Source organism: Luteibacter sp. TLI7-4A (genome assembly GCF_056754745.1).
Genome location: NZ_JBPGWO010000001.1, coordinates 116,044 through 135,749, shown reverse-complemented (window position 1 = coordinate 135,749; position 19,706 = coordinate 116,044). Strand labels below are relative to the sequence as shown.

General features: G+C 64.7%; 16 protein-coding genes and 4 tRNA genes. 4 read left to right on the top strand and 16 right to left on the bottom strand.

The window, feature by feature from the left end; translation table 11 throughout:
• Positions 1–146: 146 nt before the first annotated feature.
• The 14 genes from rpoC to ACR9Y6_RS00555 form a co-directional block, all read right to left on the bottom strand.
• Entirely contained in the window at positions 147–4,361 is a 4,215-nt protein-coding gene (gene rpoC, locus ACR9Y6_RS00620; RefSeq protein ID WP_371023359.1) for a DNA-directed RNA polymerase subunit beta', read from the bottom strand.
• A gap of 25 nt (positions 4,362–4,386) precedes the next feature.
• Positions 4,387–8,556, bottom strand: coding sequence for a DNA-directed RNA polymerase subunit beta (gene rpoB, locus ACR9Y6_RS00615; protein WP_426285404.1), 4,170 nt, complete (start codon positions 8,554–8,556; stop codon positions 4,387–4,389).
• A gap of 233 nt (positions 8,557–8,789) precedes the next feature.
• A complete protein-coding gene (gene rplL / locus ACR9Y6_RS00610) occupies positions 8,790–9,161 on the bottom strand; it encodes a 50S ribosomal protein L7/L12 (RefSeq protein WP_090059106.1) in 372 nt (123 codons plus the stop codon).
• Positions 9,162–9,208: 47 nt separating this feature from the next.
• A complete protein-coding gene (rplJ, locus tag ACR9Y6_RS00605; RefSeq protein ID WP_306849834.1) occupies positions 9,209–9,733 on the bottom strand; it encodes a 50S ribosomal protein L10 in 525 nt (174 codons plus the stop codon).
• A gap of 343 nt (positions 9,734–10,076) precedes the next feature.
• On the bottom strand, positions 10,077–10,784 hold the full coding sequence (rplA, locus tag ACR9Y6_RS00600; RefSeq protein ID WP_306849831.1) for a 50S ribosomal protein L1: 708 nt from the start codon (positions 10,782–10,784) through the stop codon (positions 10,077–10,079).
• Positions 10,785–10,787: 3 nt separating this feature from the next.
• Complete coding sequence (rplK, locus tag ACR9Y6_RS00595) at positions 10,788–11,216, bottom strand: 50S ribosomal protein L11 (RefSeq protein WP_306849829.1); 429 nt, start codon at positions 11,214–11,216, stop codon at positions 10,788–10,790.
• 202 nt (positions 11,217–11,418) lie between these two features.
• Positions 11,419–11,979 carry a transcription termination/antitermination protein NusG gene (gene nusG / locus ACR9Y6_RS00590; protein WP_306849827.1) on the bottom strand — a complete coding sequence of 187 codons (561 nt, stop codon included), beginning with the start codon at positions 11,977–11,979 and terminating at the stop codon, positions 11,419–11,421.
• 8 nt (positions 11,980–11,987) lie between these two features.
• Positions 11,988–12,383 (bottom strand): preprotein translocase subunit SecE, encoded by a 396-nt coding sequence (gene secE / locus ACR9Y6_RS00585; RefSeq protein ID WP_481279545.1) that lies wholly within the window; start codon positions 12,381–12,383, stop codon positions 11,988–11,990.
• Between the two features lie 13 nt (positions 12,384–12,396).
• A tRNA-Trp gene (locus tag ACR9Y6_RS00580) sits at positions 12,397–12,472 on the bottom strand.
• A gap of 96 nt (positions 12,473–12,568) precedes the next feature.
• A complete protein-coding gene (tuf, locus tag ACR9Y6_RS00575) occupies positions 12,569–13,759 on the bottom strand; it encodes an elongation factor Tu (RefSeq protein ID WP_481279544.1) in 1,191 nt (396 codons plus the stop codon).
• 63 nt (positions 13,760–13,822) lie between these two features.
• Positions 13,823–13,898, bottom strand: a tRNA-Thr gene (locus ACR9Y6_RS00570).
• A 26-nt stretch (positions 13,899–13,924) separates the two neighbouring features.
• A tRNA-Gly gene (locus ACR9Y6_RS00565) sits at positions 13,925–13,998 on the bottom strand.
• Between the two features lie 17 nt (positions 13,999–14,015).
• Positions 14,016–14,101, bottom strand: a tRNA-Tyr gene (locus ACR9Y6_RS00560).
• A 197-nt stretch (positions 14,102–14,298) separates the two neighbouring features.
• Positions 14,299–14,784, bottom strand: coding sequence for an acyl-CoA thioesterase (locus ACR9Y6_RS00555; RefSeq protein ID WP_481279543.1), 486 nt, complete (start codon positions 14,782–14,784; stop codon positions 14,299–14,301).
• Between the two features lie 102 nt (positions 14,785–14,886).
• Here ACR9Y6_RS00555 and ACR9Y6_RS00550 point away from each other — a divergent pair, with 102 nt between their 5' ends.
• From ACR9Y6_RS00550 to ACR9Y6_RS00540, 3 genes are read left to right on the top strand one after another with little or no spacing between them, the layout of a single operon-like run.
• Entirely contained in the window at positions 14,887–16,800 is a 1,914-nt protein-coding gene (locus tag ACR9Y6_RS00550; protein WP_481279542.1) for a SpoIIE family protein phosphatase, read from the top strand.
• Positions 16,781–17,200, top strand: a complete 420-nt coding sequence (locus ACR9Y6_RS00545; protein ID WP_481279541.1) for an ATP-binding protein — start codon at positions 16,781–16,783, stop codon at positions 17,198–17,200. The genes ACR9Y6_RS00550 and ACR9Y6_RS00545 overlap by 20 nt, the downstream gene beginning before the upstream one ends.
• Entirely contained in the window at positions 17,197–17,580 is a 384-nt protein-coding gene (locus tag ACR9Y6_RS00540; RefSeq protein ID WP_481279540.1) for an STAS domain-containing protein, read from the top strand. Before ACR9Y6_RS00545 ends, ACR9Y6_RS00540 begins: the two co-directional genes overlap by 4 nt.
• Positions 17,581–17,590: 10 nt before the next feature.
• Here ACR9Y6_RS00540 and ACR9Y6_RS00535 read toward each other — a convergent pair whose 3' ends face one another.
• Entirely contained in the window at positions 17,591–18,058 is a 468-nt protein-coding gene (locus tag ACR9Y6_RS00535; RefSeq protein ID WP_481279539.1) for a MarR family winged helix-turn-helix transcriptional regulator, read from the bottom strand.
• A 108-nt stretch (positions 18,059–18,166) separates the two neighbouring features.
• Here ACR9Y6_RS00535 and ACR9Y6_RS00530 point away from each other — a divergent pair, with 108 nt between their 5' ends.
• Positions 18,167–18,511, top strand: coding sequence for a hypothetical protein (locus ACR9Y6_RS00530; protein WP_481279538.1), 345 nt, complete (start codon positions 18,167–18,169; stop codon positions 18,509–18,511).
• Between the two features lie 87 nt (positions 18,512–18,598).
• On the opposite strand, the gene ychF is transcribed toward ACR9Y6_RS00530, so the two are convergent.
• Positions 18,599–19,690, bottom strand: coding sequence for a redox-regulated ATPase YchF (gene ychF / locus ACR9Y6_RS00525; RefSeq protein WP_481279537.1), 1,092 nt, complete (start codon positions 19,688–19,690; stop codon positions 18,599–18,601).
• Positions 19,691–19,706 lie beyond the last annotated feature (16 nt).

The window sequence follows — 19,706 nt, the reverse complement described above, 5'->3', positions numbered from 1 at the left end:
GCAGACCGATAGATCGGCCCGCCAGAGAAGCGTTGTTGACGTGCGCCGCCCGCGAAGCGGGCCAGCGCCCATCGTCCTTGATTCCGAACACGAGGCGCATCCTTGCGCCTCATTTCGTATGTACGAGCAAAACCCGGGTACGGGCCTTACTCGGCGCTATCGTTGGACCCGGCGGGAGCCTCTTCGAACGTGACAGCCGGTGCCGAAGAACCCGAGAGGGTTTCCAGCTCCGAGGCCGTCAGTCCGCCCTGGCTACGACGCGAAGCGTGGTATGCCAGACCCGTACCCGCAGGGATTAGCCGCCCAACAATAACATTTTCCTTCAGGCCACGCAACGTATCCCGGGTGCCACGGACCGCCGCCTCGGTGAGGACGCGAGTGGTTTCCTGGAACGAAGCCGCCGAGATGAACGACTCGGTGGCCAGCGAGGCCTTGGTGATGCCCAGCAGGACCGACTCGAACTCGGCCCGACGCTCGCCCCGCTTCTCGGCGCGCTCGTTTTCCTCGTTGATCCGGACGCGCTCGACCTGCTCACCGCGCAGGTAGGTGCTGTCACCCGGCTCGGTGATCTCGACCTTGCGCAGCATCTGGCGAATGATCGCTTCGATGTGCTTGTCGTTGATCTTCACGCCCTGCAGGCGGTAGACGTCCTGGATCTCCTTGACCAGGTACGAGGCCAGCGGCTCGACACCCAGCAGGCGCAGGATGTCATGCGGATTCGGCTCGCCGTCGACGACGGTTTCGCCCTTCTCCACGTGCTCGCCCTCGAACACGATGACCTGGCGCCACTTGGGAATCAGCTCCTCGTGCTCGTTGCCGTCCACGTCCTTGATGATCAGGCGCTGCTTACCCTTGGTGTCCTTGCCGAAGCTGACGATACCCGAGCGCTCCGCGAGGATCGCCGGCTCCTTCGGCTTGCGGGCTTCGAACAGGTCGGCGACGCGCGGCAGACCACCCGTGATGTCGCGGGTCTTCGAGGTTTCCTGCGGGATACGGGCGACGACGTCGCCCACGCCCACTTCGGCACCGTTCTGGATCGAGACGATCGCACCGGCCGGCAGGAAGTACTGGGCCGCGATGTCGGTGCCCGGCAGCTTGAGCTCACGGCCCTTGCTGTCTTCCAGGCGGACGATCGGGCGCAGGTCCTTCGCCTGCGTGCCGCGACGCTTCGGATCCGTGACCACCGCCGACTCGAGGCCGGTCAGTTCGTCGGTCTGCGACTGCACGGTCACGCCATCGATGAAGTCGATGAAGCGGACCACGCCGGCCACTTCCGTGACGATCGGGTGGGTATGCGGATCCCAGTTCGCGACGGTCTGGCCAGCCTTGACCGGGTCGCCGTCCTTCACCGCGATGGTCGCGCCGTAAGGCACCTTGTAACGCTCGCGCTCGCGGCCGTTGGCGTCGATGACGCTCACTTCACCCGAACGCGAGACGGCGACCAGGTGACCCTGCGAATGCTCGACCGACTTCAGGTTGTTGAACTTCAGCGCGCCGGTCGTGCGGACCGTCACGTTGTCCACCGCGGCGGCACGGGACGCCGCGCCACCGATGTGGAACGTACGCATCGTCAGCTGGGTACCCGGCTCACCGATCGACTGCGCGGCGACCACACCCACGGCCTCGCCCATGTTGACCAGGTGACCACGAGCGAGGTCGCGGCCGTAGCACAGGGCGCACACACCGTGGCTGGCACGGCAGGTGATCGGCGAACGGACCTTGATCAGCTGCACGCCGGCCTTGTCGAGCTGGTCGACCAGGTACTCGTCGAGCAGCGTGTCGCGGGTCACGATCGGTTGGTCGTCATCGCCCGGGGCGTAGACGTCCTCGACCACGACGCGACCGAGCACGCGCTCGCGCAACGGCTCGACCACGTCACCGCCTTCGACGATCGGCGACATCAGCACACCGTCTTCCGTGCCGCAATCGTGCTCGGTGATGACGACGTCCTGTGCCACGTCGACGAGGCGACGGGTCAGGTAACCGGAGTTCGCGGTCTTCAGCGCGGTATCCGCGAGACCCTTACGGGCACCGTGGGTCGAGTTGAAGTACTGCAGGACGTTCAGGCCTTCGCGGAAGTTCGCCTTGATGGGCGTCTCGATGATCGAGCCGTCCGGACGGGCCATCAGGCCGCGCATGCCCGCCAGCTGACGAATCTGCGCCGCGCTACCACGCGCGCCGGAGTCCGCCATGATGTACAGCGAGTTCATCGACTTCTGGTTGACCGTGTTGCCGTCGGCGTCCTGCACCTTCTCGGTGCCGATACCGTCGATCATCGCCTTGGCGACGAGTTCGTTGGTACGCGACCAGATGTCGACCACCTTGTTGTAGCGCTCGCCGGCGGTCACCAGGCCCGACTGGTACTGCTCCTGGATCTCGACGACTTCCTTCTCGGCTTCCTCGAGGATGCCCTTCTTCTCGGCCGGGATCTTCATGTCGTCGATACCGATGGAGATACCGGCGCGCGTCGCGAAACGGAAGCCGGTGTACATCAGCTTGTCGGCGAACACGACCGATTCCTTCAGGCCGAGCAGGCGGTAGCTCTGGTTGATCAGGCGCGAGATGTTCTTCTTGGTCAGCTCGGTGTTGACCAGCGCGAAGGGCAGGCCCTCCGGGATGATCTCGGCGAGCAGGGCGCGACCCACCGTGGTATCGACCAGGACGAGGCGCTCGACGCGCTCGCCATCGACGGTTTCCACGCTGCGCACGCGCACCTTCACCTTCGCGTGCAGCTCGACCGCACGGTTGTCGTACGCGCGACGCACTTCGCCGACGTTCGCGAACACCATGCCGGTGCCCTTCGCGTTGATCAGCTCGCGGGTCATGTAGTACAGGCCGAGCACGACGTCCTGCGACGGCACGATGATCGGCTCGCCGTTCGCCGGCGACAGGATGTTGTTCGAGGACATCATCAGGGCGCGGGCTTCGAGCTGCGCCTCGATCGACAGCGGCACGTGCACGGCCATCTGGTCACCGTCGAAGTCGGCGTTGAACGCCGTACACACGAGCGGATGCAGCTGGATCGCCTTGCCTTCGATGAGGACCGGCTCGAACGCCTGGATACCCAGGCGATGCAGGGTCGGCGCACGGTTGAGCATGACCGGATGTTCGCGGATCACGTCTTCCAGGATGTCCCACACCTGCGCTTCCTCGCGCTCGACGAGCTTCTTCGCGGCCTTGATCGTGGTGGCTTCACCACGGGCCTGCAGCTTGGCGAAGATGAAGGGCTTGAACAGCTCGAGCGCCATCTTCTTCGGCAGGCCGCACTGGTGCAGGCGCAACGTCGGGCCGACCACGATGACCGAACGGCCCGAGTAGTCGACGCGCTTGCCGAGCAGGTTCTGGCGGAAGCGGCCCTGCTTGCCCTTGATCATGTCCGCGAGCGACTTCAGCGCGCGCTTGTTCGTGCCGGTGATGGCACGGCCTCGACGGCCGTTGTCGAGCAGCGCATCGACCGATTCCTGCAGCATGCGCTTCTCGTTGCGCACGATGATGTCGGGCGCGGCGAGTTCGAGCAGGCGCTTCAGGCGGTTGTTGCGGTTGATGACGCGACGGTACAGGTCGTTGAGGTCGGAGGTCGCGAAGCGGCCGCCGTCCAGCGGAACGAGCGGACGCAGGTCGGGCGGCAGCACCGGCAGGACGGTCATGACCATCCATTCCGGCTTGTTGCCCGACTCGAGGAACGCCTCGATCAGCTTCACGCGCTTGGTGAGGCGCTTCAGCTTGGTCTCGGAATTCGTCGACGAGATCTCTTCCTTCAGGCGAATGACCTCGCCCGGCAGGTCGAGGCTCTTCAGCAGCTCGTAGACGGCCTCGGCACCCATGCGGGCGTCGAATTCGTCACCGTGCTCTTCGGTGGCTTCCAGGTACTGGTCTTCGCTGAGCAGCTGGCCGCGCTCGAGCGCGGTCAAGCCCGGATCGATCACCACGAAGGCTTCGAAGTACAGGATGCGCTCGATGTCACGCAGGGTCATGTCCAGCATGAGGCCGATGCGCGAAGGCAGCGACTTCAGGAACCAGATGTGCGCGGTCGGGCTGGCCAGTTCGATGTGGCCCATGCGCTCGCGACGGACCTTGGCCAGGGTGACCTCGGTACCGCACTTCTCGCAGACCACGCCGCGATGCTTCATGCGCTTGTACTTGCCGCACAGGCATTCGTAGTCCTTGATGGGACCGAAAATGGCCGCGCAGAACAGGCCGTCACGCTCAGGCTTGAACGTGCGGTAGTTGATGGTTTCCGGCTTCTTCACTTCGCCGTACGACCACGAGCGGATCAACTCCGGCGAAGCCAGAGCGATCTTGATCGCGTCGAAATCCAGCGTCTGTCGCTGCTGGTTGAACAGATTGAGCAGGTCTTTCATGCGTAATCTCCGGTAGCCGCGACGATCACTTGATCTCTTCGAGTTCGATGTCGATGCCGAGCGAGCGGATTTCCTTCACGAGTACGTTGAAGGATTCCGGCATGCCCGCGGCCATTTCGTGGTTGCCGTCCACAATGTTCTTGTACATCTGGTTGCGGCCCTGGACGTCGTCCGACTTGACGGTCAGCATTTCCTGCAGGGTGTACGCGGCGCCATACGCTTCCAGCGCCCAGACTTCCATTTCGCCGAAGCGCTGGCCACCGAACTGCGCCTTGCCGCCCAGCGGCTGCTGGGTAACGAGCGAGTACGGTCCCGTCGAACGCGCGTGCATCTTGTCGTCGACGAGGTGGTTCAGCTTCAGCATGTGCATGTAGCCGACGGTGACCGGGCGATCGAACGCCTCGCCGGTACGGCCGTCGAAGAGCACCGTCTGCCCGGATTCCGGCAGGTCGGCGAGCTTGAGCATGTGCTTGATCTCGGACTCCTCGGCACCGTCGAACACCGGCGTCGCCATCGGCACGCCGTCGCAGAGGTTGTTCGCCAGGGAGACGATCTCGTGGTCGGACATCGACTTGAGGTCGACGTGACGCACCGCGCCTTCCGCACCGGCGTTGCCGTGGTTGTAGACCTCGTCGAGGAACTCGCGCAGCTTGGCGGGCTTCTCGTTGGCCTGGATCATCGCCTCGATCTTGTGGCCGAGACCCTTCGCCGCCCAGCCGAGGTGAACCTCGAGGATCTGGCCGATGTTCATACGCGAAGGCACGCCCAGCGGGTTCAGCACGATGTCGACCGGACGGCCGTCGGCGGAGAACGGCATGTCCTCGACCGGAACGATCATCGACACGACACCCTTGTTACCGTGGCGGCCGGCCATCTTGTCGCCCGGCTGGATGCGGCGCTTGACGGCCAGGTAGACCTTGACCATCTTGAGCACGCCCGGCGCGAGGTCGTCGCCCTGGGTGATCTTGCCCTGCTTCTCCTTGAAGCGCTTGTCGAAGTTCTCCTTGTGGCGCTTGACCTGTTCGGCCGCACGCTCGAGGAACTCGGACACTTCCTCTTCCTTGACGTTGATCTTGAACCAGTCGTCCTTCTTCAGGCCGTCCAGGTAGGCGTCGTCGATCGTGGTGCCGCGCTTGAGGCCACCCGGGCCGCTCATCGCCGTCTTGCCGACCAGCTGCGAGCGCATGCGGGCGTAGATCGCGCCCTCGAGGATGCGGAACTGGTCGTCGAGATCCTTGCGGATCCGCTTCAGTTCGGTCTCTTCGATCTGCTTGGCGCGCTTGTCCTTCTCGATGCCGTCGCGGGTGAAGACCTGCACGTCGATGACATTGCCGTCCATGCCCGGGGGCACGCGCAGCGAGCTGTCCTTAACGTCCGAGGCCTTCTCGCCGAAGATCGCGCGGAGCAGCTTCTCTTCCGGCGTGAGCTGGCTTTCGCCCTTCGGCGTGACCTTGCCGACGAGGATGTCGCCCGCCTTCACTTCCGCGCCGATGTACACGATGCCGGACTCGTCCAGGCGCGCGAGCGCCTGCTCGCCGACATTCGGGATGTCCGCGGTGATTTCCTCGGCGCCGAGCTTGGTGTCGCGGGCGATGCAGGTCAGTTCCTCGATGTGGATCGAGGTGTAGCGGTCTTCCTGCACCACGCGTTCGGAGATCAGGATCGAGTCTTCGAAGTTGTAGCCGTTCCACGGCATGAACGCGACGAGCATGTTCTGGCCGAGCGCGAGCTCGCCGAGGTCGGTCGAGGAACCGTCCGCCAGCGTGTCGCCCACCGCCACCACGTCACCCACGTTCACCAGCGGACGCTGGTTGAGGTTGGTGTTCTGGTTGGAGCGGGTGTACTTGGTCAGCGTGTAGATATCGACGCCGGCATCGTCGTCGCCGACTTCGGCTTCGTTGACGCGCACGACGATACGGGCCGCGTCGACCTGGTCGATCACGCCGCCACGACGGGCCGACACGGTCACGCCCGAGTCACGCGCCACGGCGCGCTCGATACCCGTGCCGACGAGCGGCTTCTGGCTGCGCAGGGTCGGAACGGCCTGGCGCTGCATGTTCGCGCCCATCAGCGCGCGGTTGGCGTCGTCGTGCTCGAGGAACGGGACGAGCGCCGCGGCGACCGACACGGTCTGCATCGGCGAGACGTCCATATAGTTGATCTCGGCCGACGGACGCAGCTCGGATTCACCACGGAAACGGCAGGAGACGAAGTCCTCGATGAACTTGCCTTCCTTCGTCAGCGGCGAGTTCGCCTGCGCGATGACGTGATCGCCTTCCTCGATCGCGGAAAGGTAGTCGACCTTGTCGGTGACCTTGCCGTTCTCGACCTTGCGGTACGGCGTCTCGAGGAAGCCGTAGGCGTTGGTGCGGGCGTACACGGCCAGCGAGTTGATCAGGCCGATGTTCGGGCCTTCCGGCGTTTCGATGGTGCAGACGCGGCCGTAATGGGTCGGGTGCACGTCGCGCACTTCGAAACCGGCGCGCTCACGGGTCAGGCCGCCCGGTCCGAGCGCCGACACGCGGCGCTTGTGGGTCACTTCGGACAGCGGGTTGTTCTGGTCCATGAACTGCGAGAGCTGCGACGAGCCGAAGAACTCCTTCACCGCCGCCGCGACCGGCTTGGCGTTGATCAGTTCCTGCGGGGTCAGGCCCTCGGATTCGGCCAGCGACAGGCGCTCGCGAACCGCGCGCTCGACGCGGACGAGACCGATGCGGAAGGTGTTCTCCGCCATTTCGCCGACCGAACGCACGCGACGGTTACCCAGGTGATCGATGTCGTCGACCGTGCCGGTACCGTTGCGGATGTCGATCAGCACGCGCAGCACGTCGAGGATGTCGGAGGTTTCACCCTGCTCCGCGACCAGGCGCTGGCACTCGTCTTCCTTGCGCTCGGCGAAGTACTTGTGGTCGTACAGCACGCCCGGGCCGATGACGTCCTTGCGGCCGACGCGACGGTTGAACTTCATGCGGCCGACGGCCGAGAGGTCGTAGCGGTCGAAGGTGAAGAACAGGTTGAAGAACAGGTTCTGCGCGGCGTCCTTGGTCGGCGGCTCACCCGGGCGCATCATCCGGTAGATTTCGACCAGGGCCTCGAGCTGCGTGCGCGTGTTGTCGATGCGCAGCGTGTTCGAGATGTACGCGCCACGATCGAGATCGTTCACGTACAGCGTCGGCACCGTCTCGATGCCGGCCTTGCGGAAGCGTTCCAGGTGCTCGGCCGTCAGTTCGTCGTTGGCCGCGGCGATGATCTCGCCGGTGTCCTTGTCGACCATGTCGATCGCGACGATGCGGCCGACCGGGTAGTCGTCCGGCACTTCGAGCGTGGTGATCTTCTCGCTGGCGAGCTGGCGAACATGGCGCGCGGTGATGCGCTTGCCGGCTTCGACCAGCACCTTGCCGTCGATCACGAGATCGAACGAGAGCGTTTCACCGCGCAGGCGCTCGGCGACGAGGTCGAGGGTGACGCCGCCCTTCTTGCCCAGGTGGAACACGTTGTGTTCGAAGAAGATCTGAAGCATCTCTTCGTTCGTGTAGCCGAGCGCGCGCAGCAGCACGGTCACCGGCAGCTTGCGGCGACGATCGATACGGGTGAACAGCGCATCCTTCGGGTCGAACTCGAAGTCGAGCCAGGAGCCACGGTAGGGAATCACGCGGGCGGAGAACAGCAGCTTGCCCGAGCTGTGCGTCTTGCCGCGGTCGTGATCGAAGAACACGCCCGGCGAACGATGCAGCTGCGAGACGATGACGCGCTCGGTGCCGTTGATGATGAAGGTGCCGGTCTCGGTCATGAGCGGGATCTCGCCCATGTAGACCTCCTGCTCCTTCACGTACTTCACGGCCTTCTTGGACGCCGGGCTGTCCTTGTCGTAGATGACCAGGCGGACGGTCGTGCGCAGCGGCGCGCCGAACGTCATGCCGCGGTTGCGGCACTCGCGCTCGTCGAACGCCGGCTCGCCGAGCCGGTAGTCCACGTATTCGAGGGCTGCGTTGCCGGAATAGCTGGAAATCGGGAACACTGACTTCAGCGCGGCATGCAGGCCCTTGTCTTCACGCTGCTTGGGGTTGACCTGCTCCTGCAGGAATTCCTTGTACGAGTCGGTCTGGATCGTCAGCAGGTTGGGCACGCCCAGCACGGGCGGACGCTTGCCGAAATCCTTACGGATGCGCTTCTTCTCGGTAAACGAGTAGGTCATGGTGGGTACCGCCTCGGTTCAGTAATGGGTCGATCAAAATCGGATGAATCGAAAATCGGAGATCGAGATTCGTACCGCAGGGCATCGCTGCCCTCGACTCCCGATGTCCCATTTCCGACGGAGCAACAACGGACATGGAACGTGGAACCCGGCCTGGAACGGCCAAAGCCCGGGGGCTTACGCCCCCAGGCTCACTTGACGCTATGTCGAACAGCTGGCGCGCAAGGCGCCGATTACTTGAGTTCGACCGTGGCGCCGGCAGCTTCGAGATCCTTCTTGAACTTATCGGCATCTTCCTTCGAAGCCGCTTCCTTCACGACGCCGCCGGCCTCGGTGAGGTCCTTGGCTTCCTTCAGGCCCAGGCCCGTGATGGCGCGGACGGCCTTGATCACGTCGACCTTCTTGTCGCCGGCGGACTTCAGGATCACGTCGAACTCGGTCTGCGCTTCGGCAGCCGGGCCGGCAGCGGCCGGGCCAGCGACGGCAACCGGGGCGGCAGCCGAGACGCCGAAGGTGTCTTCGATCGACTTCACCAGCTCCATGATTTCCATCAGGGACTTGGCCTTGATGGCTTCGACGATCTGTTCGGTGGTCAGGGTGGACATTGTTTCTTACCTTCTGAAATGGGGTCTTATGGAAATAAGTCGACGAATCAGGCTTCGGCCGGGGCTTCGGCGGCGACTTCGCCACCACCCTGCTTCTCGCCAACGGCCTTGACGGCGCGCGCGAACATCGTGACCGGCTCGTTGAGGACGCGAGCCAGCATGGCCAGCGCTTCCTGACGGGTCGGCAGCGAGGCAAGCACGTCGACGTGGGCGGCGGGAAGGAGCTTGCCTTCCACGGACACGACCTTCGTCTTGAGCTTGTCGTTGGTCTTCGCGAATTCCTTGATCAGGCGGCCTGCGGCGCCCGGTTCCTCAGTGGAGAACGCATAGAGCAGCGGACCGACGAGAGCGTCCTTGACGACCTCGAATTCGGTACCGGCCACGGCGCGTGCGGCGAGGGTGTTCTTGACAACTTTCAGGAACACGCCCGTTTCACGAGCCTTCTTGCGCATCTCGGTCATCTGGGAGACCGTGGTGCCCGCGTATTCGGCGGCGACCAAGGAGTGAGCCTTCGCGGCGACTTCTGCCAGCTCGGCGACTACTTCTTGCTTCTGAGACAGATTGAGAGCCATTGCACTCCTCCAATTGAACTCCGCTCACGACTCCTGCCGCTTGCGGTCCTGGGCGACATCGTCCTGACGTCGGGGACGCGGGGTCCCGGGTGGTGGCCTTTCCAGATTCGAAACGAATGCCAGAAGGGGCTGCACCATCTACGCAGGCCGGATCCGAAGAGGCATCCGATTAAGCGAACCCGCTACCGACGACGGCGTTTCCTTGCCAACACGAGCTCCCTGCTCGTCGCCGTCGCGCGCTGCTCGCGCCTACGGTCTTTGACGGCTGCCCCGGTATTGCAACCGGAGCTGCCCTCAAAAACGTGCCCCCGCCGGCCTGGCCGGCGAGGGTCGTAACTCTTGCTTACTTGGTCGAGGTGTTCACGGTCGAGGTATCGACCGGCACGCCCACGCCCATGGTGCTCGACAGCGACACCTTCTGGATGTACTGGCCCTTCGCCGCAGCCGGCTTGGCCTTCAGCAGATCGGCGATCAGCGCGTTCAGGTTGTCCGCCAGCTGGGCGGCTTCGAAGCTCGCCTTGCCGATGGTGGCGTGGATGATGCCGCCCTTGTCGTTGCGGAACTTGACCTGGCCGGCCTTGGCGTTCTTGACGGCCGTGGCGACGTCGGCGGTGACCGAGCCGTCCTTCGGGTTCGGCATCAGGCCACGGGGACCGAGCACCTGGCCGAGCTTGCCGACGACGCGCATCGCGTCCGGCGTGGCGATGACGCGGCCGTAGTTGAGATCGCCCGCCTGCATCTTCTCGGCGAGGTCGTCCATACCGACGGCGTCGGCGCCAGCCGCGAGGGCGGCGTCGGCCTTCTCACCGGCCGGGACGAACACGGCGACGCGAACGGTCTTGCCGGTGCCGTGCGGCAGCAGCGACGAGCCGCGCACGCCCTGGTCCGACTTCTTCGCATCGATACCCAGGCGGACCGAGACGTCGACCGACTCGGCGAACTTCGCCTTGGCGTTGTCCTTGACGATCTTCAGTGCCTCGTCGAGACCGTAGGTCTTGCCGGGCTGAACGGCGGCCGTGGCGGCCTTCATACGCTTCGTGAGCTTTGCCATGTCTTAACCCTCCACCACCAGACCCATGGAACGCGCGCTGCCGGCGATCGTACGCACGGCGGCATCCAGATCGGCCGCCGTGAGATCCGGCTCCTTCTGCTTCGCGATGTCCTCGAGCTGGGCACGGGTGACCTTGCCCACCTTGTCGGTGTTCGGCTTCGGCGAGCCCTTCGCCACGCCCGTGATCTTCTTGAGAAGGATCGAGGCCGGCGGGGTCTTCGTGATGAAGGTGAAGGTACGGTCCGAATAAGCCGTGATCACGACCGGGATCGGGAGACCCGGCTCGAGCTTCTGCGTGGCGGCATTGAACGCCTTGCAGAACTCCATGATGTTCAGGCCGCGCTGACCGAGCGCCGGACCGACCGGCGGCGACGGGTTCGCCTGGCCGGCCTTCACCTGCAACTTGATGTAACCAATGACTTTCTTTGCCATTTATCTTTCCTCGCGAGTGCTGGCGCCTTGCGGCTCCTCGCTGTAGACCGTCCGTGGAAGTGGTAGGGCCGCGCCTGCGAACCCCTGAAACACGGACACGCCGGAGCACAAGACTCCAGCGTGAACCGGGCATTATAGGCGTCCGGCCCGGGTTAAGCAAACCCCATGCCGAATGGGCTGGCCGGGGCCAGCCAGAAGACCGTCAGGCCTTCTCCACCTGGCCGAACTCGAGCTCGACCGGGGTAGAACGACCGAAAATGAGCACCGCGACGCGCAGGCGGCTCTTTTCGTAGTTGACTTCCTCGACCACGCCGTTGAAGTCGTTGAACGGGCCGTCAGTGACGCGAACCATCTCGCCCGGCTCGAAGAGAACCTTCGGACGGGGCTTTTCGACACCCTCGCGGACGCGGCTCAGGATGGCCTCCGCCTCGCTGTCGCGGATCGGGTGCGGACGGTCGGCGGTACCGCCGATGAAACCCATGACCTTCGGGGTCTCCTTGACCAGGTGCCAGCATTCGTCGTCGATACGAGGCGTCTTGCCGCTGGTATCGGTCTCGATCTGGACCAGGACATAACCGGGGAAGAACTTGCGCTCGCTGCGACGCTTCTGGCCACCGCGCATCTCGATGACTTCCTCGGTCGGAACCAGGATCTCACCGAACTTCTCTTCCATGCCCTCGCGCTTGACGCGCTCGTCGAGGGCCTTGCGAACCTGCTGCTCGAACCCCGAATAGGCGTGAACCACGTACCAGCGCTTGCTCATGCCTTACCTCAATGTCCGAGTTTCAACAGCCAATCGAGCACGAGCGACTTCAGCAACCAGTCGATCAGCCCCATCAACAGCGAAAGAATGACGACGACCACCATGATGATGCCGGTGGTCTTCAACGTTTCGTCGCGCGACGGCCAGACGACCTTGCGCAACTCGAACTGCGATTCGGCGACAAAGCCGCGCAGCTTGCGACCCGGGGCCGTGAAGGCGCCGATCGCCAGGGCGGCCGCGACAGCGACGAGCACACCGGCAACGCGCGCAAACGACGGCACGTTCGGGTTATCGCTGAAATAGTAGAAACCGACGATGCCTGCGGCAAGCACGACCAGCGCAAGCGCCAGCTTGCCGATGTCGGCCGGGCCCAAACCCTTGGCTTCTTGTGCCTTCGTATTCATGCGCACTCAAGAGTGGCACGCCAGGAGGGACTCGAACCCCCAACCTGCGGTTTTGGAGACCGCTGCTCTGCCAATTGAGCTACTGGCGTACAAATAAAACAGTGGAACCGCGAAAGCGGGCGGTCTACGACCCACCCGCCCCGCGACCGGGTGCCGGCCCCGAAGGACCGGCATCGCTTGTCTTCTTACTTGTTGATCTTCGAGACGACGCCGGCGCCGACGGTACGACCGCCTTCGCGGATCGCGAAACGCAGGCCTTCGTCCATCGCGATCGGGAAGCCCAGCGTGACGCTGATCTTCACGTTGTCGCCCGGCATCACCATCTCCACGCCTTCCGGCAGCGTGATCGAGCCGGTCACGTCCGTCGTGCGGAAGTAGAACTGCGGACGGTAGTTGCTGAAGAACGGCGTGTGACGGCCACCCTCGTCCTTCGACAGGATGTACACCTCACCCTCGAACTCCGTGTGCGGCGTCACCGAACCCGGCTTGGCCAGCACCTGGCCACGCTCGACGTCTTCACGCTTCAGACCGCGAACCAGCACGCCGACGTTGTCACCGGCCTGACCCTGGTCCAGCAGCTTGCGGAACATCTCCACGCCCGTCACCGTCGTGGTCTGGGTGTCCTTCAGACCGACCACTTCGGCCGGGTCACCCACCTTCACGATGCCGCGCTCGACGCGACCGGTCAGCACCGTGCCGCGACCCGAGATCGAGAACACGTCTTCCACCGGCAGCAGGAACGGCTTGTCGATGTCGCGCTCCGGCTCCGGAATCCAGCTGTCCAGCGCATCGACCAGCTTGATGATCGACGGCACGCCGATTTCCGACTGGTCGCCGTCCAGCGCCAGACGCGCCGAACCGTGAATGATCGGCGTATCGTCGCCCGGGAACTCGTACTTCGACAGCAGCTCGCGCACTTCCATCTCGACCAGCTCGAGCAGCTCGGCGTCGTCCACCATGTCGGCCTTGTTCAGGAACACGACGATGTACGGCACGCCCACCTGGCGCGACAGCAGGATGTGCTCACGCGTCTGCGGCATCGGGCCGTCAGCGGCCGAGCACACCAGGATCGCGCCGTCCATCTGCGCCGCACCCGTGATCATGTTCTTCACATAATCCGCGTGACCCGGGCAATCGACGTGGCCGTAGTGGCGCAGCGGCGATTCGTATTCCACGTGCGCGGTCGAGATCGTGATACCGCGCGCCTTCTCTTCCGGCGCCGCGTCGATCGAACCGTAGTCCTTGAACTCGCCGCCAAAGCGCTCGGCGCCGATCTTCGTCAGCGCAGCCGTCAGCGTGGTCTTGCCGTGATCGACGTGACCGATGGTGCCGACGTTGACGTGCGGCTTCTTACGTTCGAACTTACCCTTTGCCATGAGCGCTAAACTCCGCTGGAGCCAATGAGATAGTAAAAAAGGAACCGCCGCGGACGACGAAGATGGTGCTCATGACTGGAATCGAACCAGCGACCTCTTCCTTACCAAGGAAGTGCTCTACCGACTGAGCTACATGAGCACGTGACGCAGCACGCGTGAGAACAATGGAGCGGGAGACGGGAATCGAACCCGCACAATCAGCTTGGAAGGCTGAAGTTCTACCATTGAACTACTCCCGCACTACGCGGAACTCGTCTGGTGGAGGAAGGTGGATTCGAACCACCGAAGGCGTAAGCCAGCAGATTTACAGTCTGCCCCCGTTGGCCGCTTGGGTATTCCTCCAACAAAGAACGCCTATTGTCGCGAGCGTCCCGGAAACTGTCAACAACTTCCGCACGCTGAAATCACATGCGGCAGCGGCTTCCGAACGCCGTGACACCCCGCCGGACGGGTACCTGGCGAGGGGGCCGCGCAGTGTAGCGGCGGGCTCGGGGGAAGTGAAGCGTTTGTGCGGAACGAATCGCCGACAGGTCGGCGAATCAGGCCTCGCGGGTGGCGCGGACCAGCGGCTCCATCGCGCGCGACATTTCCATCAGCCTGAGCGCGTATTCCTGGAGGCGCCGATCCTTCTCTTCCACGGGCGTCCACGGCGGCACCGCCGTGGGCTTGCCGCCGTCGGGCTTGTCCAGTGCCACGAAGACCATCACGCAGCTGGTGGCCAGGCGTTCTTCGCCGCTGCGCAGGTCGCGCGCAAGCACGTCCACCGAGAGGTGCATGCTCGAGGTGCCGGTATGGATCAGCCGTGCCCGCACCGTGACCAGGTCGCCGATCAGGATGGGGGCGAGGAACTGGATGCCGCTGACCGACGCGGTGACGCAATAGGCGCCACTCCAGCCCACCGCACAGGCGTAACCTGCCTGGTCGAGCCATTTCATCGCCATGCCACCATGGACCTTGCCACCGAAGTTCACATCGGTCGGTTGGGCCAGGAAACGGAATTCGACCTCGCGCTGGGTACCGGACATGCCCTTACCTGTCTGGGAAAAGATCACATTATGACGCTCCGGCGGCTTGTGGGGCCGCCCGGGGCAGCATAGATTCCGAGGCATAGCCCACTGGAGCCCTCTATGGTCCTTCGCAGCGTCGCCTCGCGGCTCGCCCTGGGCGTTCTCCTGGGGTCGGCGATCGTCCTGGTGGTCACAGGCGGGCTGATGCTGTCGCATACCCGGGAACAGATACTCAAGCAGACGGAGCGCGAGGCCGCGGCCGTCTCAGGCTGGGCTGCGACTCGCATAAAAGGCCGCATCGACGGTGTCGCCAAGGTGTCCCAGGTTCTCGCCGGCATCCTGGGCACGCGAAGGGACGAAGCCCCCGCCCTGATCAGGGACACCCTCGCGGTCAATCCGGAGCTGGTCGACATCACCGCCGCGTTCATCCCGCTCAACACGGATGCGCCCCGCGACGAGGACGCACCGGTGGCCCGCCGCGCGATCGATGGCAAGCTGGGCATGGGAAGCCGCCTGGCCGATCCCGAGTTGTACTGGCGGGCACCCTGGTTCGTCCGCGGACTGAACTGCGAGCGTGGGTGCTGGCAGGCACCCTTCCATTCGGTGGACCGCAGCGACCCCCTGGTGGGTTATTCCGTCGCCATCCCCGGCAAGGCCGGGTCCGTCATCGGCGTGGCCGACGCCACCATCAGCCTCGGCTGGTTGCAGCAACTGCTGGGGGAGCTGAACAAGCCGGACCACGCCTCGGCCTTCGTGATCGACGCCAGCGGCGAATTCCTCGCCCATGACTGGACGTCGTACATCGGCACGCGCGGCAGCAAGCCGCTGCTCGCGGCCATCGCCGAGCGGCGCAATCCCGCCAGGATCACGCCCGAGATGGGCGGTCGCGTGAGCGAGCCGGTGTGGGTCTATTTCGTGCCGATCCCCGGCACGACCTGGACGTTCGGCCTGACCATGCCCGAGCGGCAAGTCCTGGCGGACCTTCGCCAGACTTACTCGGTCGATATTCTCCTCGGCGTGCTCGCCCTGGCCGGCGTGTCCCTCATCGCGTTGGTCATCACACGGCGCCTGATGGCTCCGCTCGTGGTGCTTTCCGATCGCGTCGAGGACGTCGCGCGCGGCGAACTCGATTTCGCCCTGCCCCAGCTAAGGCGCAACGACGAGGTGGGCCGCCTCACGCGAGCCTTCGACCAGATGCGCCATCAGCTAGCCGGCCATATCGACTCCGCCAAGCGCATCGCCCGCGAGCAGGAACGCATGACCAGCGAGCTGGAGATCGCCCGGCAGATCCAGCTGGCCCTGATCCCCGAGCCGCACTGGCTGGCGGCGGACGGCAGGATCGAGTTGCATGCCGCGCTGCGCCCGGCGAGCGCGGTGGGCGGCGACCTGTACACCTATTTCACCCTCGGCGCGCGGCACGTCTGCGTCATGGTGGGCGATGTCTCGGACAAGGGCATCCCCGCCGCGCTGTTCATGGCGCGCACGATCACCCTCGCGCGCACCCTCGCCACCCACGCCCGCTCGCCCAGCGACATCCTGGGTGCGCTGAACCGGGAGCTTTGCAAGGGCAACGACACCTGCATGTTCGTCACCCTGCTTTGTGGTGTCGTCGAAACCGAGACCGGACTGCTCACGCTGGCCAGCGCCGGCCACGAACAACCAGTGCTGCACGCCGGGGGCAGCGCCATCCTGGTGGATGTCGAAACCGGGCCGGCGCTCGGCCTGGACCGCGAAGCGCGCTACCCTGTACGCGTACTTACGCTGCTAGGGGGCGATACCTTGCTCATGTACACCGATGGCGTCAGCGAGGCGCATGCGGGAAACCAGCGCCTTTACGGCACCCACGCGATCCTGGACAGTGTCGCGCGCATCGAGGAAGGCGCCGCGCCGGAAGCCTACGTGGAACGCATCCTCGGCGACATCGATGCTTATGTGGACGGGGCTCCCGCCTACGACGACATCGCACTGCTCGCGCTCACCTGGCACGACAGCGGCGCCGAGGGAGTCCGCCTCGATGCGGTTGCGCATTCCTAACCGGCTCGAGGACGTGTTCCTCGCGCTGGACCGTGCCGAAGGCACGCTGGACCGTGCCGAGGTCGATCCCGCCTGCCGTGCGGACGTGCGCCTGGTACTCGAGGAACTTCTGGTGAACACGGTGCGCCATGGCTACCCGGACGGGCGCGATGGCAGCATCGAGATCACGCTCCGGATCGAGGCCGATGCGGTCCACCTGGAATTGCGCGACGATGCCATGGCGTTCGACCCGCTTCAGCACGATCTCCCCCATCTCCCGGGGGACATCGCCCGCCGCGATATCGGCGGCCTCGGGCTGCACCTGGCCCGCAGCATCGCCAGCGACTTCCACTATGCACGCGATGCACACGGCAATCGTGTCGTCATCCGCTTCGACCCTTTCGACGAGCCCGCCACATGACCCTGATCGTCCGCAGCGAAAGCCCGACCACCGACCGCAGCACCGTGTGGCTCGAAGGGCGGCTCGATGCCGCGACGTTCGCCGCGTTCGACGAGGCGATGCACGACATCACGCCCCTGGTCGACAACGGTGGCACCCTGGTCATCGACCTGTCGGCGCTGGAATACATCAGCAGCGCCGGGCTGCGCAGCCTCGCGCAGCTGCGCAAGCAGATGCACGATCGCGAGGGCCGCACGCTGCTGCTCAACCCGCAGCCGCAGGTCAAGAAGGTCTTCGACATCGTGAAGGCGGTGCCCGTCGCCGAGGTCTTCGCCAACGTGGCGGAACTCGACCTGTATCTCGACCACATGCAGCGGCAGATGACCGCGCCGGAAGGTTGAAGGCGCCGCGTCAGTTCCTGTTGCCGTCGATCAGGCTCGACCGCAACGTCTCCAGTTGGCGCTTGAGTCCGACCAACTCGTCGACCTCGCAGCCGGTCGCGCAGAACACCTCTTCCGGCACGTGGCCTGCCCTCGCGCGCAGTGCCTTGCCTTCGTCCGTCAGGGTGACGATGACCTGTCGCTCGTCCTGCGTGCCGCGCGTGCGCTGCACCAGCCCCGCCGATTGCAGGCGCTTGAGCAAGGGAGTGAGCGTGGCGGAGTCGAGGTACAGGCGCTCACCCAGTTCGGAGACGGTGATCCCGTCGCCTTCCCACAGCACCAGCATGACCAGGTACTGGGGGTAGGTGAGATCCAGCTTCGCCAGCAGCTGGCGGTAGAGCTTGCCCATGGCCAGGTTCGCCGAATACAGCGCGAAGCACAACTGCCCGTCGAGGGTACGCGGGGGGTCGAGGCCTTCTGGCAGGGACTTCTTGCTCATAGAGCGAAGATAGGGTTGTCGATATTAGATTGCAAGCGATTTAATTGCGCTTGCCAAGCAAGGGCGAGGGGCGGATATGATCCGTTCCATCCATGGGGAGGGGCCGCGATGATTCAGGATGTCTGGAGCGCTCTGTGGAACCCCGTGCTGGATGTCATCTTCATCATCGACGACATCATCAAGCTCATTCCCTATCCCTTGCTGTTCCTGATCGGCGTCCTCTCGGTACAGGCTTGCTTCGCGATCGATGTCGCGTTCGCTACCGATGCCGCGAATGCCACGCGCCAGTTGCTCCACGGCGCGTTTCTCGACCTTCACGGCATCCTGTGGACCCTGGGCATCGCCAGCGGCCTCGTCGCCTGGGCCGCCATTAGCAAGGCACTCGACGCTCGCTCGGAGCGCCGGTCTCGTCGCCGCCCGTACCGTGGCCCGCTGCCGCGGGATCGCCGCTGAAGCGGCTCCCACAAGGGCTCTCACAAGGGCTCCCACAGGGGTTCCCACAGCGGCTCCCACAGGGCTTCCTCCTCGCAGGGATTCCGCTCAGACGTTGAAGCGGAAGTGCAGGATGTCGCCTTCCTTGACGAGGTATTCCTTGCCTTCCAGGCGCAGGCGGCCGGCTTCCTTCGCGCCCTGCTCGCCCTTGAACTTGATGAAGTCGTCGTAGGCGACCGTTTCGGCACGGATGAAGCCGCGCTCGAAGTCGGTGTGGATGACCGCGGCGGCCTGCGGGGCGGTGGAGCCGGCGCGGACCTGCCAGGCGCGGACTTCCTTTTCGCCGGCGGTGAAATAGGTCTGTAGGCCGAGCAGCTTGTAGCCCGCACGGATCACGCGGTTGAGGCCCGGTTCGTCGAGACCGAGGTCCTTGAGGAACTCGTCGCGGTCGGCGTCTTCCAGTTGGGACAGCTCTTCCTCGATGGCCGCGCAGACCGGCACCACTTCGGCACCCTCTTCCACGGCACGGGCGCGCACGGCGTCCAGGTGCGGGTTGTTCTCGAAGCCGTCTTCCGCGACGTTCGCGATGTACATCAGCGGCTTCATCGTGATCAGGAACATGTCGCGGACGAGCGCCTTTTCCTCGGCGTCGAGGCCGGCGGCGCGCGCCGACCTGCCCTGGTCCAGGGCCTTGGCGAGCTTCTCGAGCACCGGCTTCCTCGCCAGGGCGTCCTTGTCGTTCGCCTTGGCCGAGCGGGTGGCGCGGTCGAGGGCCTTCAGCACGGCCTCCAGATCGGCCAGCGCCAGTTCCGTGTCGATGGTCTCGATGTCGGCGATCGGGTCGACCTTGTTCGCCACGTGGATCACGTTGCCGTCTTCGAAGCAGCGCACCACGTGGGCGATGGCGTCGGTCTCGCGGATATGCGCGAGGAACTTGTTACCCAGGCCCTCGCCCTTCGACGCGCCGGCGACCAGGCCTGCGATGTCGACGAACTCCATCGTGGTCGGGATCACGCGCTGCGGCTTCACGATGGCGGCCAGTTCGTCCAGGCGCGGATCGGGCACGGGAACGATGCCGGTGTTCGGCTCGATCGTGCAGAACGGGAAGTTGGCCGCGGCGATGCCGGCCTTGGTCAGCGCGTTGAACAGGGTGGACTTGCCGACGTTGGGAAGGCCGACGATGCCGCATTTGATGCCCATGGCGAATCTTGTGTCC

Coding starts and splice junctions, on each gene's coding strand:
- tuf (WP_481279544.1), bottom strand. CDS start 13,759: ATGGCAAAGGGTAAGTTCGAACGTAAGAAGCCGCACGTCAACGTCGGC.
- secE (WP_481279545.1), bottom strand. CDS start 12,383: ATGAATACGAAGGCACAAGAAGCCAAGGGTTTGGGCCCGGCCGACATC.
- ACR9Y6_RS00540 (WP_481279540.1), top strand. CDS start 17,197: ATGACCCTGATCGTCCGCAGCGAAAGCCCGACCACCGACCGCAGCACC.
- ACR9Y6_RS00545 (WP_481279541.1), top strand. CDS start 16,781: ATGCGGTTGCGCATTCCTAACCGGCTCGAGGACGTGTTCCTCGCGCTG.
- rplK (WP_306849829.1), bottom strand. CDS start 11,216: ATGGCAAAGAAAGTCATTGGTTACATCAAGTTGCAGGTGAAGGCCGGC.
- rplA (WP_306849831.1), bottom strand. CDS start 10,784: ATGGCAAAGCTCACGAAGCGTATGAAGGCCGCCACGGCCGCCGTTCAG.
- rpoC (WP_371023359.1), bottom strand. CDS start 4,361: ATGAAAGACCTGCTCAATCTGTTCAACCAGCAGCGACAGACGCTGGAT.
- ACR9Y6_RS00530 (WP_481279538.1), top strand. CDS start 18,167: ATGATTCAGGATGTCTGGAGCGCTCTGTGGAACCCCGTGCTGGATGTC.
- nusG (WP_306849827.1), bottom strand. CDS start 11,979: ATGAGCAAGCGCTGGTACGTGGTTCACGCCTATTCGGGGTTCGAGCAG.
- rplJ (WP_306849834.1), bottom strand. CDS start 9,733: ATGGCTCTCAATCTGTCTCAGAAGCAAGAAGTAGTCGCCGAGCTGGCA.
- ACR9Y6_RS00535 (WP_481279539.1), bottom strand. CDS start 18,058: ATGAGCAAGAAGTCCCTGCCAGAAGGCCTCGACCCCCCGCGTACCCTC.
- ychF (WP_481279537.1), bottom strand. CDS start 19,690: ATGGGCATCAAATGCGGCATCGTCGGCCTTCCCAACGTCGGCAAGTCC.
- rpoB (WP_426285404.1), bottom strand. CDS start 8,556: ATGACCTACTCGTTTACCGAGAAGAAGCGCATCCGTAAGGATTTCGGC.
- ACR9Y6_RS00555 (WP_481279543.1), bottom strand. CDS start 14,784: ATGTCCGGTACCCAGCGCGAGGTCGAATTCCGTTTCCTGGCCCAACCG.
- ACR9Y6_RS00550 (WP_481279542.1), top strand. CDS start 14,887: ATGGTCCTTCGCAGCGTCGCCTCGCGGCTCGCCCTGGGCGTTCTCCTG.
- rplL (WP_090059106.1), bottom strand. CDS start 9,161: ATGTCCACCCTGACCACCGAACAGATCGTCGAAGCCATCAAGGCCAAG.